Source organism: Virgibacillus natechei (assembly GCF_026013645.1).
Taxonomy (GTDB): domain Bacteria; phylum Bacillota; class Bacilli; order Bacillales; family Amphibacillaceae; genus Virgibacillus_L; species Virgibacillus_L natechei.
Window position 1 is genome coordinate 267,532 of the sequence record NZ_CP110224.1, and the last position, 14,284, is coordinate 281,815.

The 14,284-nt window shown below is 37.9% G+C and carries 18 protein-coding genes, 2 tRNA genes and 1 rRNA gene; 18 read left to right on the forward strand and 3 right to left on the reverse strand.

Annotated elements, in window-relative coordinates; translation table 11 throughout:
* The first annotated feature begins 17 nt into the window (after positions 1-17).
* The 11 genes from OLD84_RS01665 to OLD84_RS01715 all read left to right on the forward strand — a co-directional run bounded on the left by OLD84_RS01665 (position 18) and on the right by OLD84_RS01715 (position 6,394).
* Positions 18-167 carry a hypothetical protein gene (locus OLD84_RS01665; RefSeq protein ID WP_209464007.1) on the forward strand — a complete coding sequence of 50 codons (150 nt, stop codon included), beginning with the start codon at positions 18-20 and terminating at the stop codon, positions 165-167.
* An 87-nt stretch (positions 168-254) separates the two neighbouring features.
* Positions 255-488, forward strand: coding sequence for a DUF4083 family protein (locus OLD84_RS01670; protein ID WP_264917259.1), 234 nt, complete (start codon positions 255-257; stop codon positions 486-488).
* A 77-nt stretch (positions 489-565) separates the two neighbouring features.
* The gene (locus OLD84_RS01675; RefSeq protein WP_209464009.1) at positions 566-739 is read left to right on the forward strand and encodes an LPXTG cell wall anchor domain-containing protein; all 174 of its coding nucleotides are present in this window, start codon (positions 566-568) and stop codon (positions 737-739) included.
* Between the two features lie 247 nt (positions 740-986).
* Entirely contained in the window at positions 987-1,148 is a 162-nt protein-coding gene (locus tag OLD84_RS01680; protein ID WP_209464010.1) for a hypothetical protein, read from the forward strand.
* A 909-nt stretch (positions 1,149-2,057) separates the two neighbouring features.
* Positions 2,058-2,393, forward strand: coding sequence for a DUF3221 domain-containing protein (locus OLD84_RS01685; protein WP_209464011.1), 336 nt, complete (start codon positions 2,058-2,060; stop codon positions 2,391-2,393).
* 110 nt (positions 2,394-2,503) lie between these two features.
* The gene (locus OLD84_RS01690; RefSeq protein WP_209464012.1) at positions 2,504-2,815 is read left to right on the forward strand and encodes a hypothetical protein; all 312 of its coding nucleotides are present in this window, start codon (positions 2,504-2,506) and stop codon (positions 2,813-2,815) included.
* A gap of 140 nt (positions 2,816-2,955) precedes the next feature.
* Positions 2,956-3,264 (forward strand): hypothetical protein, encoded by a 309-nt coding sequence (locus tag OLD84_RS01695; protein WP_209464013.1) that lies wholly within the window; start codon positions 2,956-2,958, stop codon positions 3,262-3,264.
* 547 nt (positions 3,265-3,811) lie between these two features.
* A complete protein-coding gene (locus OLD84_RS01700; RefSeq protein WP_209464014.1) occupies positions 3,812-4,078 on the forward strand; it encodes a YesK family protein in 267 nt (88 codons plus the stop codon).
* A gap of 116 nt (positions 4,079-4,194) precedes the next feature.
* Entirely contained in the window at positions 4,195-4,479 is a 285-nt protein-coding gene (locus OLD84_RS01705; protein WP_209464015.1) for a TIGR04104 family putative zinc finger protein, read from the forward strand.
* Positions 4,480-5,265: 786 nt separating this feature from the next.
* Entirely contained in the window at positions 5,266-5,511 is a 246-nt protein-coding gene (locus OLD84_RS01710; protein WP_209464016.1) for a hypothetical protein, read from the forward strand.
* 235 nt (positions 5,512-5,746) lie between these two features.
* Complete coding sequence (locus tag OLD84_RS01715) at positions 5,747-6,394, forward strand: hypothetical protein (protein WP_209464017.1); 648 nt, start codon at positions 5,747-5,749, stop codon at positions 6,392-6,394.
* A 206-nt stretch (positions 6,395-6,600) separates the two neighbouring features.
* On the opposite strand, the gene OLD84_RS01720 is transcribed toward OLD84_RS01715, so the two are convergent.
* Positions 6,601-7,020, reverse strand: a complete 420-nt coding sequence (locus OLD84_RS01720) for a DUF948 domain-containing protein (RefSeq protein WP_209464018.1) — start codon at positions 7,018-7,020, stop codon at positions 6,601-6,603.
* Between the two features lie 165 nt (positions 7,021-7,185).
* On the opposite strand from OLD84_RS01720, the gene cwlD reads away from it, so the two are divergent.
* Together cwlD and OLD84_RS01730 are read left to right on the forward strand one after the other, a co-directional pair.
* Positions 7,186-7,917, forward strand: a complete 732-nt coding sequence (cwlD, locus tag OLD84_RS01725; RefSeq protein WP_209464019.1) for an N-acetylmuramoyl-L-alanine amidase CwlD — start codon at positions 7,186-7,188, stop codon at positions 7,915-7,917.
* A 103-nt stretch (positions 7,918-8,020) separates the two neighbouring features.
* On the forward strand, positions 8,021-9,076 hold the full coding sequence (locus OLD84_RS01730) for an Mrp/NBP35 family ATP-binding protein (protein WP_209464020.1): 1,056 nt from the start codon (positions 8,021-8,023) through the stop codon (positions 9,074-9,076).
* Positions 9,077-9,123: 47 nt separating this feature from the next.
* Here the strand turns inward: OLD84_RS01730 and gerD are convergent, their stop codons facing one another.
* Complete coding sequence (gerD, locus tag OLD84_RS01735) at positions 9,124-9,780, reverse strand: spore germination lipoprotein GerD (RefSeq protein ID WP_264917260.1); 657 nt, start codon at positions 9,778-9,780, stop codon at positions 9,124-9,126.
* Between the two features lie 165 nt (positions 9,781-9,945).
* On the opposite strand from gerD, the gene OLD84_RS01740 reads away from it, so the two are divergent.
* Positions 9,946-10,581, forward strand: a complete 636-nt coding sequence (locus OLD84_RS01740; protein ID WP_209464021.1) for a KinB-signaling pathway activation protein — start codon at positions 9,946-9,948, stop codon at positions 10,579-10,581.
* A 38-nt stretch (positions 10,582-10,619) separates the two neighbouring features.
* Here OLD84_RS01740 and pdaB read toward each other — a convergent pair whose 3' ends face one another.
* Positions 10,620-11,378, reverse strand: coding sequence for a polysaccharide deacetylase family sporulation protein PdaB (gene pdaB / locus OLD84_RS01745; RefSeq protein WP_209464022.1), 759 nt, complete (start codon positions 11,376-11,378; stop codon positions 10,620-10,622).
* 275 nt (positions 11,379-11,653) lie between these two features.
* Between pdaB and OLD84_RS01750 the strand changes: the two genes are divergently transcribed.
* From OLD84_RS01750 to OLD84_RS01765, 4 genes are all read left to right on the forward strand, one after another.
* Positions 11,654-11,878, forward strand: a complete 225-nt coding sequence (locus OLD84_RS01750; protein WP_209464023.1) for a hypothetical protein — start codon at positions 11,654-11,656, stop codon at positions 11,876-11,878.
* A 486-nt stretch (positions 11,879-12,364) separates the two neighbouring features.
* Positions 12,365-13,932 (forward strand): 16S ribosomal RNA (locus tag OLD84_RS01755).
* 121 nt (positions 13,933-14,053) lie between these two features.
* Positions 14,054-14,130, forward strand: a tRNA-Ile gene (locus OLD84_RS01760).
* Between the two features lie 17 nt (positions 14,131-14,147).
* A tRNA-Ala gene (locus OLD84_RS01765) sits at positions 14,148-14,220 on the forward strand.
* Positions 14,221-14,284: the final 64 nt, after the last annotated feature.

Sequence of the window (14,284 nt, forward strand, 5' to 3'; positions counted from 1 at the left end):
ATAGGTGGTAATAAATAATGATTTGGAGGGAAGAAATGTTGCTAACACTCGTATTATTGGGAATTGCAGTAGCCCTATTTATTATTGCATATAATATCAAGATAATTGGCGAAAGATTAATTAAAACCCTTGAAAGAAACTATTCAAATGATAATGACGAAAACTAACTCGACAACGGTTAAAATCAGGGCAGATAGTGTATTTAGGTGTACCGATTTCACCTTTTTTGGCCTGTTCAGGAATTGGGCGCAGTAATGGAATATGTTGTTCTCATTTATGTGATTATCGGGCCATTTAACGGAATAAAGCAAGGGGGAGTTTTTATGTTTATGTGGGGCGATTTCATAGTCCAGTTAGTGTTTCTTATTATTTTAGTAGTTATCGTTGCATTAGTTGTGTTAGTTATCCGTAAATTTTCGAAACGGTCTAAACAACTAGATAGAATCGAAAAGAAGTTAGATGATATAGCAGCCAACAAGGATGGTTGATTGTTCCTCAATCGGGCGCGATAATGGAGCAAGGTTGTGCCTCAAACAGGCCATTTAACGGAAAGGGAGGACACCTTATGAGATTTATTATTATGTTTATCCTTATGATTGCGGGAGGGGTAGTCGGGGCATATGTAGATGATCAACTGTTGGGCCTCATTCTTATAGGGTTATGGTTATTTGCCGCCTTAGCTCTCTCTTATTTTTTTAAAAAAAGAAATGAAATATCTTCCCTCAATCGGGCACTTTAGTAAAGAAAGGAGGCGTTGATATGGAAATTATAAATGACCACAAAAACGATAAATACAGTGATATGTATACGTTATTTGTGATTCTTTCCTTAATTACTTTCAAAAAATTAAGAAAATAGAGCGAAAGAAAAGGTATTTATATAATAAGCTAAACTCTTTGGATTGACTGTCTCCTCAACAATAGGGCGCGATAACCGAATAAATATGTGCGCAATAGGGCCAGATTGTTGAGAAAAGGAGGGGGGGTTTGAATTGGGTGCTTCCCATCGGTTTAACTATTGGAACTTTTATAGGGGTGTACTTGCCAACTCAATCTCTTGCACAAGCCTTATCTGGGGCATTAGGTGCATTGGTAGTTGGGATTGCCATCTCACTATTAATACAAACTAAAAGAAATCAGCGTAATTAATCAATCGGACGCTTTCCTTGAATAAAATTAGTTTTCCCGAAAAGGAGTTGACTCTGTATGGATATTATAAATGACCACAAAAACGATAAATACAGTGAGATGTATACGTTATTAGTGATTCTTTCCTTAATTACTTTTAAAAAGGTTCAGAAAATAGAACGAAAGAAAAAGGTATTATATAATAGCTAGTTAACGGAATAACTTATTGCAAAAATGAAGCTGACTTGAAATAATTGGCGCAATATTTTGGACTTAATCACATAATTTTGAGGTGTTGTTTTATATGAGTGAAATCGTTTGGAGTGATGTTACATTCCAATTTATTACTATTGTAATTTTAATACTAATAATCGTATTAATTGTGTCAGCTTTTCGCTTAATGACTAAACGATCTAAACAAATTGATAAGAAGTCAATTATAAATATAATCATTGATATAGCACTTATATTGGTACTTTGGTTTGTTCTCGAACTTATAGGAGTACACACATCGTATGTAGTTCCTAAAATAATAGAATGGGCGACAAAATTTATTCTACCTTGGATAGTATTATATTGGCTGATAAGACTTATTAAAAGTCTTGAGAAAAAATGAATCATATTGCTTCAGGCACGATAACCGAATAAATATGTGTCGCAATAGGGCCATTTTGTCGAGTAACAGCTTTATATTTGCAATAATATTACGTAAAACAAAATTAGGGAGGAGGAGCAATGATGAATATAGGTGTCTGGGTTGCAATAGGTATTGCGATAGCTGCGGGTATAGGGTTGTTTGGGAAACCTAAAAAGAAGAAATAAATTATCTTTGAGGGAGTATCATTTCTAAATCTATCGGGCGCTTTTATCGAACAATCATATTCCGGAATGGGGCCAGATTGTTCAAAACGGATGGAGGAATAACGTGGGATGCAAAGAACCTTTAAAGCATTGACAATTATTGTTTTATTAATAATTTCCGGGTGTTCTAATTCAATAAACGAAAATGATGAAAAACCTGCTGAAACCGAAACAATCAATTCTCATTTCACAGGAACAATCAAAGAAATTAACGGAGATAGAGCAATTGTTTCTGCTAAAGTGGTTGAAGATAATTCAGAAGGTGACGTGTTTGTTGACCTTTCTGTAAACGAGAATGAAACATTTCAGGTGTATGACAAAGTAAAAGTAGGATTCGACGGCGTTGTTATGGAATCGACACCTGCACAAATAAATACACTTTCTGTTGAAATTGTTGATGATTAATATAAGTAATTGTTCAATTATCGGGCGCACTAATGGAATAAAAGTACGCTCTTTCTGAATCGGTCCATTTAACGGAATTTTACTTTCTAAAAGGGAGGAGGACTCGATTAATGCTTATTATTGGTGCATTGGTACTACCATTCTTTATATATGCTCTTGTAATGTATTTTAAATTTTCAAGAAGTGATAAATCTAAGGATGAAAAAGAACAAGTCTTAGCTTATTCATCTAAACATGCACTTGGTGTATTTCCAATCGGATGGCTTATTCTCCATTTATATCACAATTTCATAGCGAGCATACCGTATGATACATACAGGGATGCGATGTGGGTATTAGTATTACTGTTATTCACCGTTCAAGGATTTGCAATCAATTATTATAAAAAAAGAATGCAGCAATCGGATGCCAGTCAGGAATAAAGAAAAGTTGCTCATATTTCATTTAAAGAGCCAGATTGTTTAATAGAGAAGGAAGTGATTCAATGGTTTTTCCCTCAAAAAGCATTGGGAATATCCGTTACTTCCAATCGAAAATAGCATAACAGGAGACGAGGACAAAAATGGGAATTGAAACGGGAATCGGTATTATTATCGGTGTATTTTTAATTTGGGTTGGCTATATTGTTCGAAAAAAAGGGATATATTCCTTACTACCTGGCTTCTTCTGGATAACGTGGGAACCGGTTAATAGCGAAAAACTGGGCAACAGGATTGGTACTCTTTTAATCATTTTGGGTGTTCTTGCCATTTTAACAGCTATATTTACCATATGGTTTGGAGCTGTGGTTGGGAAAATCTCTGCAATCCTAGCCCTTATTGATGGGATTATGATTTTTATTGTAATCGCATTGGATCAAATGGGGCGTTGAAAGAAGTGTTTCTATTTTAAGAGTTTTAATTTCAATGAAAATGAGGAACTCCATCCTGAAGGAAGTGGAGATAGAACAAAGGAAATAGAAAAAATTTAAAAATCAAAACGAACGACTGTATTATAGAAGTTTTAGAAGGTATAAGAGATAAATAAAAACTATACTATAATCGGGCGCGATAACCGAATAAATATTTGACGCAATAGGGCCATATAGTTGAACAAATGGAAGTTTAATATTTTTAAATAATATAACAAAAAGGAGAATATTCAATGTCAGAGAACTACCCCTATTATTACAGGACTTGGTTTGTCGTATTTATGTTAATTTTATTTTTTCCAGCAGGGCTCATCCTTATGTGGAAAGGTAATAAGTTTGGAGAAACGAGTCGGATTATTATATCTGCCTTTGGACTATCACTGTTATATCCTTTTATACTAAGGATTAAGAAACAAATATCGTCTTAAACAATCGGGCGCGATAACTGAATAAATATGTGCAGCAATAGGACCACATTGTTTAATAAGAATATGTAAAGGGGGACAAAATGGATGCTTTAATGTTAGAAGGATGGACACCGATTTTGCTCATTGGAATTGTTGTTGCTTTTATCATCTTTTTTATATCTCGTAAGATTTCTAGAAAAGCTCTATTTTTAATTTCCATTGTATTGAGTTTAATTTGTGTCGGAATCGTAATTTACAGTAGAGAAGCTGTTGGCGGTTGGGAAGGTATTGGATTGGCATTTGTTACGTTCAGTGGTTTCCTTGGAATATGGGTAGGTACTATAAGTGGAATGATTATTAAAAAATAAATATGTAATGTAATTTGTTCAATTAACGGGCGCATTCGCGGAATACACTTTGTGCCTATTATTGCTTCATCGAGCCAGGTTGTAGGGAAGATTTTTTCGTATTAAGGAGGGGTAATTTGCGAAAATGTAACAACTGTAAATCACAATTTAGCTGGAGTGAAATCTTTAAATCGTTTTGGCCAGTATATGAACCAATTGAATGTGCCAACTGTGGTACGAAACATAAGATAACCACTTTTGGTAAAAGTACAGTTGGATCCATAAGTCTTTTGCCAATATTTATATTTGGGTATGCTCTTTATCCTTTAGGTAACATCTTTGTAATGGTTGGTATAGGAGCTCTTATAGGAATTATTGGTTTTTTACTCACACCATATATTGTTCAATACAAAGAAATATAGTGAGGAATTATGCTTAGACAAACGGGCGTCTATCTTGAATAAGGAAAGTGTCTTAATTTTTGCAATAATATTTGAGTTGGATTAGTTGTTTTGAAATAATTGGCACTAAGCTTTAGTAATAGGTTAGTTGAACAAGAAGTAAAACTTTTAAAGGGCGGACTATTTTTGAGACAATATTTGATTTTATTTATTTTATCTTTCATTTCTCAAATCATATACTTTACTTTCTTAATAGAAGACGAAAGTATGACGATTTTGAGTATGTTAGGTTTCTCAGTGGTTTTTACGTTTTTTTGGGCGCTATTTGACAAGGTATTCCCACCCAAGAATAAAAGAAAATAAGAAAGGTTAGATCAGATATACAAATTTATTGATTTAACGAGCAGGACTGTGCAACAAATTTTTACCTTTAGTTAAATACGTTACCCACAATGCCTATCTGGATTGGCGCGATAACCGAATAAATATGTGCCGTAATCGTGCCAAATTGTTGTAAAAGAGGTGCATAATGGGATTTAAAAAAAGAGTAATACTAGCAATTGTTTTCTTTGCAGTGGCATTAACTTTGATTTTTATGTTTTTTAACCCTGGTACAATGCAGTCATTGTTACTAGTAATTACTGCATTTTGCACAATTTTAATTATGCAATACAAAAGACCAGAAAAGTAGGTGCTGAACCTATATCATTAACGGGCACTTATGCGGAATAAGATGGAATTATTTTGTACTTATTCATTGTTGTGCTGCAATTCTCATTTATAATGGATATAAGGGAGGAATGCAAAATGAAATGGGAAGAAGCTCGGGAACTATTTCCTGATCAGTTCCTTTTGGTTTCCATTTTGGATTATCATTATGAAGGCGAGAAGAAGATTGTTGATGAGGTAGCTCCAATACGACGAATCAAAGATGAAGGTGCAAATACAGAGTTTTTCAAGGCAAAAGAGGGAACGATGGTTTATCATACAGGAAATAGTGATTTTGTAATCCATATACGTAGAGGTCCTCTAATGAAAGTGAGAAGGATCTAATGGATCTATTTATGTAACTCGACTTATGGTATACGCTGTTTGTAATCTTCAACGAACTGGTTTGTTAACAAAAGAAACAGTTGTCTTCTAGCAACTCGTATTACCTATTATGAGAGATCTTTCCAACAATATGTTAAAAACAAAGGAGCTACCCAAATATCGCCAATTGTGGATGTTTGAGTTAGCCTCTTTTTAATTTTAGTATAAAAATCAAATGCATCACTGGGGTGGAAAAGTGAAAGTAAATAAAAATATAATATTGGTTATTTGCATTGTAATTTTCTTTATTGTAGCTACATATTTTATAGAACCTACTGAAGGTAATGATTCACCAGGCGAATCAGATAATGTAACTAACATAGAAAATGAAAATGAAAAACTAAAGCAGGATATAGAACATTTAGAGGAATCTCTATTTGAAGCAGAAAAATATATATATGATTCCGAATTAGCAAGTGATTATCTACCATTTGCAGAAAAAGAAATCATTTATAAGGAAATTGAAGAGAGAAAGTACGTTATCCTTTACAAGAGTGAGGTAGGAGGTCAGATAGAAAATCACCTACTTGTAGTATCGGACAAACCCAATTTTAAAGCTTTCCTAACCGTTCCTTCATTAAACCCAACGAATGGAATTACGATGGATTATATTGGCGATGCTGAGTATAACTACTTTGGTGGAATTATTACGGATAAAGAGGTTAAAAAGGTACAAGTATTACAAAATGAAAAAGTGCATGAAGCTAACATTTTTAAAGTAGATGAAGATATCTATGGGTGGTACAGTATTTTTGAAAGAGACGATAAGGATAGACGTGATAAGTTGAGAATAGAAGCTCTTGATGAGAATGACGTAATATTATGGCAAGAATCCATTAGATAGAGATATAGAGAGATAATAATTTACTAACCCGCGCGCGCAATTACTTAGGAATCAAATGAAAATGATAAAACAGCTTAGTTCACATTGAACTGAGCTGTTTTATTTTAATTTCAAAAGTCACCATTCATATTATAAGTTTTCTCCACGGTAAGTGAACTACTTAGAGGTGAAATCCAAACTCTTTTTGATCGTATGTGAGAAGCTAGTTATCTTGTTCTGCTTTTCTGGAAGATATAATAACCTAAAGTCAGTACGCCATATAGTCCTTCTAAGTTTTGGCCTTTCGTTAGTGACCTTCCTTCTGCTGTGGTTGCTTTTATATCATCAGTTGCGCCAACGATGGAAGATGATAATTTCCTGGTCGCATTCCCTGCATCACCTATGATATGAAGAACTGGGCTTAACTGTCTAATTTGGTCATTTAGTTGATTCAATGTATCGTTTCCCGTTGTAAGCACCTCTTTTGTTTGTGTGCTCACATCCTCTACAGTTTGTGGTAACTTGTCGGTTGTTGTTTGCAAGCTGCTTAGTATGCCTGACAATTTAGTAAGTGGTTTTATAAGAAGAATAACGAGTGCAAAAAAGGCAACGCCTATAACGAGTACTCCAATTCCTAACCAATCCATTTTCCTGTCTCCTCTCGCTAGATATGTCGTTTATTTTATCATACCACTAGTTTGTTGAAATGAAACGTTATAAGTATTTCCTCAAAATTTAGTTATTATGTATAGACATAAACGGATAACCCGTCCCATAGAATAATGAAAGCATATTTATAAGGGGCGAGTATAATGAATCGTAGCATTAAATTTATCATATGGGCGGCAGGATTTCTTTTATTAATTTTTCTAATTCAGTTTCCAATTCAAGAAAGTGAAGAGGCCTCGGAGACTTCCACTCCATGGTCGTTACCGCTTTCTGGCAAAACGATCGTCATTGACCCAGGTCATGGAGGTGTTGATGGCGGTGCGGTTGGCAAAGATGAAACCTTAGAAAAGGATATTGCATTATCTATATCCAAAAAACTCCAGAGCTACTTACATCAGTCTGGTGCCCTTGTTTATTTGACAAGGGAAGAAGACGTGGATTTGGCCGCGGAGGATACAGAGGGGTACTCAAGAAGGAAAATGGAAGATATTCGTAACCGACTGCAGTTTATTCATGATCAAGAAGCGGATTTTTTCCTATCTTTACATTTAAATGCTCTCCCATCAGATAAATGGAGTGGTGCGCAAACTTTTTATTACCCTGAACAGGATGAAAGTAGACACTTAGCGCAAATGATTCAATCTGAAATTATTCGTAATCTGGAAAATACAGATCGTACTCCTTTAGCGAATAATGGGGTATACCTTTTAAAAAATGCTGAGATTCCAGGTGCTTTAGTTGAAGTTGGCTTTCTATCAAATGAGCAGGAACGTGAATTATTAAAACAGGATGAGTATCAGCAACGGATGTCTGCTAGTATTTATGAAGGTATTTTACGCTATGCTACCGAAGAAATGGAAGAATCGAATGAATGAAAACGTTCTAAATTCCTTGATTCAAATCACTTAGGTTCTATGTGATTTGTGTTATACTAGCAGTGGAAGAATAACTACAGCTAGAAAAGGGATGGTGAAATGAATGTTAACAAAAGAAGAAATCACACAACTCCTTAACACGGTTGAGGATCCGTTTTTACATACAACGTTTGAACAAACGGATGCTATCAAAAGCATCACCATTAAAGAAGAGAAAAAGCACGTTAGTTTAAAAATAGCAATTGGACAAACCAATACTGGTGAACAGATGCAACTGCAACAACAAATCGTAGGTATTTTAAAGAAAAATGGTGCGACAACGGTCGGATTACGCTTCGAACAATTACCAGATGACGTTATTCAAAAATACCAACCAGCTGTCGATGAGGAAAAAGAAAGCTCATTAATGGGTGGCGGATCATCACCACATTTTATTGCTATCGCAAGTGGCAAGGGAGGCGTTGGGAAATCAACGGTTACGGTTAACCTCGCGATGTCATTGATGCGCCTTGGTAAAAAAGTAGGCATTCTTGATGCGGATATATACGGATTTAGTATTCCGGATATGATGGGTGTCGAGGAACGCCCTCAGGTTCGCGGAAAAACGATCATTCCAGTTGAACGTTTTGGTGTAAAACTTATTTCCATGGGCTTCTTTGTTGAAGACAACTCACCAATCATCTGGCGAGGTCCTATGCTTGGTAAAATGCTGAACAATTTCTTCAAGGAAGTAGAGTGGGGGGATTTGGATTATCTCTTGCTTGATCTACCACCGGGTACAGGTGACATTGCAATGGACGTTCATGATTTATTACCATCGTGCAAAGAGTTACTTGTAACAACACCACATCCAACTGCAGCATTTGTAGCGGCGCGTGCCGGTCAAATGGCGTTGAAAACAGAGCATGAAATATTAGGTGTTGTTGAAAATATGGCCTATTACCAAAATAAAGCCGGAGAAAAAGAGTATGTATTTGGAAAAGGCGGCGGGCCGAAGCTAGCTGAAGCATTGAAAACAAAAGTGCTCGGCCACTTACCTTTGCAACAGCCATATGAAGAAGAGGACATTTTTGCCCCATCCATTTATCAGGAAGATCATCCAACGGGCCAAGAATATCATAAAATCGCATCAAAAGTTGTTGCAAAATTGGAAGCGTAGAATAGATTTAGAGGAGAGGGTGTCGCATGCGGCACCCTTTTATATTACTAACCCCCGTTTTCACCGCCACTTCCACCTCCATCTTCTCCGCCGTTTCCACTACTTTCGCCATTCCCTTCGCTTTCTTCTGAATCACCGCTACTACCACCTTGACCGCTTTCCTGCTCTTCAGCTGCTTTTAATAAGATTTCCTGTATTTTAGCTTGGAATGTCGGTGTTTCTAACGTTTGCTGGATTGTTTCTTCTAAATGAGAGCGAAATTCCTGACCTTTTAAAACACTTAGCATTTGTTCGTTTATCTCGGGATTTTGTAATAGTTCAAGCATTTGTTCCTGGTAATCAGAGTCATTCATTAATTTTTTCATTAGCTCCTGTTGTTCTTCTTCCATTGAGCTGGCGAAAGTTTCAACAAATGAGGGGTCCTCAAATAAGTTTTTCCACATCTCTGTTCCCTCTTCTGAAACGAGCTTCTCATTAATCGATTCCTTTACGACATCTGATTCAATAGCTAGTTCCTTCTTGATTTCATCATCAGAAATGATCTCTATAATCGCCTGCTTGCCATCATCTGTCTGTAATATGTCAACAACCATCTTCTTTGTTTCTTCATAATCTGCTTCATTTCCGGAGGAGTCTTCACCATTACAAGCACTTATGAACATGATGGAAATCCCTGCTATTATAAGTAAAATTATACGATTCACTAGGAAACCTCCTTCTTCGTTACCTTTAATATGAGTGACAAATTTATAAAATATTCACTTCGTTAAGGAAAAAAGTGCTCCTTCATGATAAAATACGTACGGAAGCACTTATGAAATTATAGCTTGATGTACATAGATGTAGATATACGTAGGGGGAAATAAGTCTTGAGTAGTCGTAAATTAGTGAATTTCTTTTTTAAAACATTATTTATTGGAGGATTAGCAGGGCTTCTTACAAGCTTTTTTGTAAAAGCTGAAGATTATAGCCAATTCTTAAATCCGTTTGATTTTATGGAATTAGTCGGTTTACTGATATTTTTCCTAGGGTTAGGGCTTGTTTTTGCAGTTGTCAGTCAAACTGGTTTTTTCGCACATTTATTCCTTAATCGATTAGGTTTGGGGCTGTTCCGTTCCTATTGGCCAACGATACAAATTTTATTGATAGCCTTTGTTGTTTTTGATTTAGTATACTTTCCTTACCGAGCGGCTGAAGGGGAAGTTTCTGTCCTGTGGTTTATGCTGATGTCTGCTGCGATTCTTGGTTATGGATTGCTCATTGCCTGGATTAAAGCAAAGGAAACAAAACGACGGGCGTTTATTCCTGCATTGTTTTTAATGGTTGTTATGACGACGATCGAATGGATCCCCGGAATGAGAACAGAAGGAACAGATTACGCATGGTTAATGATTATCCCGCTCCTGGCTTGTAATACCTATCAATTGCTTACACTGCACCGACTCCACAATAGTGATGCAAGTGAAGCAAACAAATCGAAAAAAGAAAAGCCTGCCAACGTATAATAAAAACCCCCTGATGCAGATGCATGAGGGGGTTTAACTTATTCGACTAGTTCAGGTTCAGCTTGCGTTTGATTGATTAGTTCTGATATGGATACAAACTGAAATTCTTTATTTTTCAATCCAGGCAAAATAGTGTTTAAAGCATTAGCGGTTTGCTTTGCGGAATCAGAAGCATGCATTAATAATATATCGCCATTTGTGGTTTCTTTCATAATATTATCGACAATTACGTCTGTTCCCGGGTTATTCCAATCATTAGAATTAACATTCCAATGGATGACCTCGAAATCCATCTCTTCCGCCAATTCAATGATTTCTGTATTGAAGTGACCATTAGGCGTTCGCAGTAAATTAACATCTTCGAAATTGAGCGTTTCAAACGCTTCTCTAGCCTGTATTAAATCTTGTCTTACTTCATCGATTTCCTGATCTAGATAACTCCTGTAACTATACCCTAGCATGCCAATCTCGTGTTCTCCTTCTGCTATACTTTCTACAATATCAGGATGCCGTTCCACCCATTCCCCACTTAAAAAAAAGGTAGCTTGTACTTGTTCTTCTTCCAATTGTTCTAGAATCTCAAATACTTTTTCCTCGCCCCAACTAATATTAAATGTTAAAGCGATGTTTGATTCATTGGCATTCCCTTTTGTTAAAGCAACAGGTTCATTCGTTGAAAAGACCGAAAGCCCACCGTCCCGTTCAAACCATACAAATGTAGCGGTAAACAAAGCAAATAATAGAACAACAAGCCATCGTTTCCACCTATCAAATTTCCAAACATAAAAATGATTCATAAGTTCGCCTCCTATAACAAGTTCTTTTATTTAGTCTATGAATATAAAGAATGAATAAGAACAAGCTAACGCTTAATTCGAAGGAAGCGACTGAGAGGAAGGTCTATCTGAAAAAAATAATAAATAGTTTGATGGGTTTGAAGGATTTTGATTAGGGGTAACCAAAAAATAATGGTACTACCGACAAAATTCGTCATTTTTTACGAATGAATGTATAAAGAGCTTTTGGGAAAAGACTAAACGGATTAGTTGAAGAAGGTTTGAGGTGAAAGTAAATGTTAGGCTTATTAGTTAATGATATGGAACAAAAAGAAATCGAGTATCTGTTGAAAAGAGAGTTAGAGGAACTACTTATGGATTTAGAAGATCATAGAATAGATCATTTGGTAAAGCGAGCAATGAGAGATAGGTATCAGGTTATATTTCAGTTGTTCCGCCGAGTAGCCAGTGAACAAGATTGCATTAAATACATGCCGAAAAGAAGCGAAAATCAACATTGAACTACGAGGGGGGGAAACCTATTGGAGATGATCTCTCTACATTGGTTTTCCCCATTTTCATGGATAAGTTCGGGTCCAGTTATAAAGAAGTTGTTCATTTTTTGCTATGCTATTTCTATATTAATTTTAAATTTCCTATTGATCTTGTTTTGTTATTATGCTATATTAATTTCTGTTGTCATTTACGAAACATAGAAACAAAACGGTTCGCCAAAGAAAAAATATTTTGTTCAATCTATTGACAATTAAACGTGAACATGATAAATTGAATTTCGTCGCAAAAAACGACAAACGAAAAATTGATCCTTGAAAACTGAACAAAACAACCAGTATGTCAAGAAGAACAGGTTACTGTTTTTCACATGTCAGAAGAGGTAAGTGAATGTCTGGATTATATGAATTCGACAAAAACAAATTTCTTTTGCACATGAAAGGAAGAAAGCTAAGACAATTGATGAGATTGACGGTGTCGATCTTATTCAAACTTTTTTGGAGAGTTTGATCTTGGCTCAGGACGAACGCTGGCGGCGTGCCTAATACATGCAAGTCGAGCGCGTGAAGCAGATGGAATCCTTCGGGAGGAAATCTGTGGATCGAGCGGCGGACGGGTGAGTAACACGTGGGCAACCTACCTGTAAGATTGGGATAACTCGCGGAAACGCGAGCTAATACCGAATGACACTTTTTATCTCCTGATGAGAAGTTAAAAGGCGGCTTTTAGCTGTCACTTACAGATGGGCCCGCGGCGCATTAGTTAGTTGGTGAGGTAAAGGCTCACCAAGGCGACGATGCGTAGCCGACCTGAGAGGGTGATCGGCCACACTGGGACTGAGACACGGCCCAGACTCCTACGGGAGGCAGCAGTAGGGAATCATCCGCAATGGACGAAAGTCTGACGGTGCAACGCCGCGTGAGTGATGAAGGTTCTCGGATCGTAAAACTCTGTTGTTAGGGAAGAACAAGTACCGTTTGAATAAGGCGGTACCTTGACGGTACCTAACCAGAAAGCCCCGGCTAACTACGTGCCAGCAGCCGCGGTAATACGTAGGGGGCAAGCGTTGTCCGGAATTATTGGGCGTAAAGCGCTCGCAGGCGGTCTTTTAAGTCTGATGTGAAATCTTGCGGCTTAACCGTGAGCGGTCATTGGAAACTGGAGGACTTGAGTACAGAAGAGGAGAGTGGAATTCCACGTGTAGCGGTGAAATGCGTAGAGATGTGGAGGAACACCAGTGGCGAAGGCGACTCTCTGGTCTGTAACTGACGCTGAGGAGCGAAAGCGTGGGGAGCGAACAGGATTAGATACCCTGGTAGTCCACGCCGTAAACGATGAGTGCTAGGTGTTAGGGGGTTTCCGCCCCTTAGTGCTGAAGTTAACGCATTAAGCACTCCGCCTGGGGAGTACGGCCGCAAGGCTGAAACTCAAAAGAATTGACGGGGGCCCGCACAAGCGGTGGAGCATGTGGTTTAATTCGAAGCAACGCGAAGAACCTTACCAGGTCTTGACATCCTCTGCAACCGGTAGAGATACCGGGTTCCCTTCGGGGACAGAGTGACAGGTGGTGCATGGTTGTCGTCAGCTCGTGTCGTGAGATGTTGGGTTAAGTCCCGTAACGAGCGCAACCCTTAATCTTAGTTGCCAGCATTAAGTTGGGCACTCTAAGGTGACTGCCGGTGACAAACCGGAGGAAGGTGGGGATGACGTCAAATCATCATGCCCCTTATGACCTGGGCTACACACGTGCTACAATGGATGGAACAAAGGGCAGCGAAGCCGCAAGGTGTAGCAAATCCCATAAAACCATTCTCAGTTCGGATTGCAGGCTGCAACTCGCCTGCATGAAGCCGGAATCGCTAGTAATCGCGGATCAGCATGCCGCGGTGAATACGTTCCCGGGCCTTGTACACACCGCCCGTCACACCACGAGAGTTAGCAACACCCGAAGTCGGTGAGGTAACACGTTTACGTGAGCCAGCCGCCGAAGGTGGGGCCAATGATTGGGGTGAAGTCGTAACAAGGTAGCCGTATCGGAAGGTGCGGCTGGATCACCTCCTTTCTAAGGATAAATAGAAGGAACGCTTCAGAGACACCCTAACGGGTTCTCTGAGGTCAGGGGCATACATGGTTGTTTGGTTCAGTTTTGAGGGATTAATTTCTCTTGCTATATTAAGATAGATGGGCCTGTAGCTCAGTTGGTTAGAGCGCACGCCTGATAAGCGTGAGGTCGGTGGTTCGAGTCCACCCAGGCCCACCATCTACATGAATGAATACGGGGCCTTAGCTCAGATGGGAGAGCGCCTGCCTTGCACGCAGGAGGTCAGCGGTTCGATCCCGCTAGGCTCCATTTGTACCTTGAAAACTAAATAAGAGTAATCAACGACATCAAATTAAATTGTACGTTCTTTTGA

Excerpts from the sequence above, each read along its gene's own strand:
- pdaB (WP_209464022.1), bottom strand. The coding sequence starts at position 11,378 with ATGAATCATTTTTATGTTTGGAAATTTGATAGGTGGAAACGATGGCTT.
- OLD84_RS01720 (WP_209464018.1), bottom strand. The coding sequence starts at position 7,020 with ATGGATTGGTTAGGAATTGGAGTACTCGTTATAGGCGTTGCCTTTTTT.
- OLD84_RS01690 (WP_209464012.1), top strand. The coding sequence starts at position 2,504 with ATGCTTATTATTGGTGCATTGGTACTACCATTCTTTATATATGCTCTT.
- cwlD (WP_209464019.1), top strand. The coding sequence starts at position 7,186 with ATGAATCGTAGCATTAAATTTATCATATGGGCGGCAGGATTTCTTTTA.
- OLD84_RS01700 (WP_209464014.1), top strand. The coding sequence starts at position 3,812 with ATGGATGCTTTAATGTTAGAAGGATGGACACCGATTTTGCTCATTGGA.
- OLD84_RS01750 (WP_209464023.1), top strand. The coding sequence starts at position 11,654 with ATGTTAGGCTTATTAGTTAATGATATGGAACAAAAAGAAATCGAGTAT.
- OLD84_RS01695 (WP_209464013.1), top strand. The coding sequence starts at position 2,956 with ATGGGAATTGAAACGGGAATCGGTATTATTATCGGTGTATTTTTAATT.
- OLD84_RS01685 (WP_209464011.1), top strand. The coding sequence starts at position 2,058 with ATGCAAAGAACCTTTAAAGCATTGACAATTATTGTTTTATTAATAATT.
- OLD84_RS01730 (WP_209464020.1), top strand. The coding sequence starts at position 8,021 with ATGTTAACAAAAGAAGAAATCACACAACTCCTTAACACGGTTGAGGAT.
- OLD84_RS01675 (WP_209464009.1), top strand. The coding sequence starts at position 566 with ATGAGATTTATTATTATGTTTATCCTTATGATTGCGGGAGGGGTAGTC.
- OLD84_RS01710 (WP_209464016.1), top strand. The coding sequence starts at position 5,266 with ATGAAATGGGAAGAAGCTCGGGAACTATTTCCTGATCAGTTCCTTTTG.
- OLD84_RS01670 (WP_264917259.1), top strand. The coding sequence starts at position 255 with ATGGAATATGTTGTTCTCATTTATGTGATTATCGGGCCATTTAACGGA.
- OLD84_RS01665 (WP_209464007.1), top strand. The coding sequence starts at position 18 with ATGATTTGGAGGGAAGAAATGTTGCTAACACTCGTATTATTGGGAATT.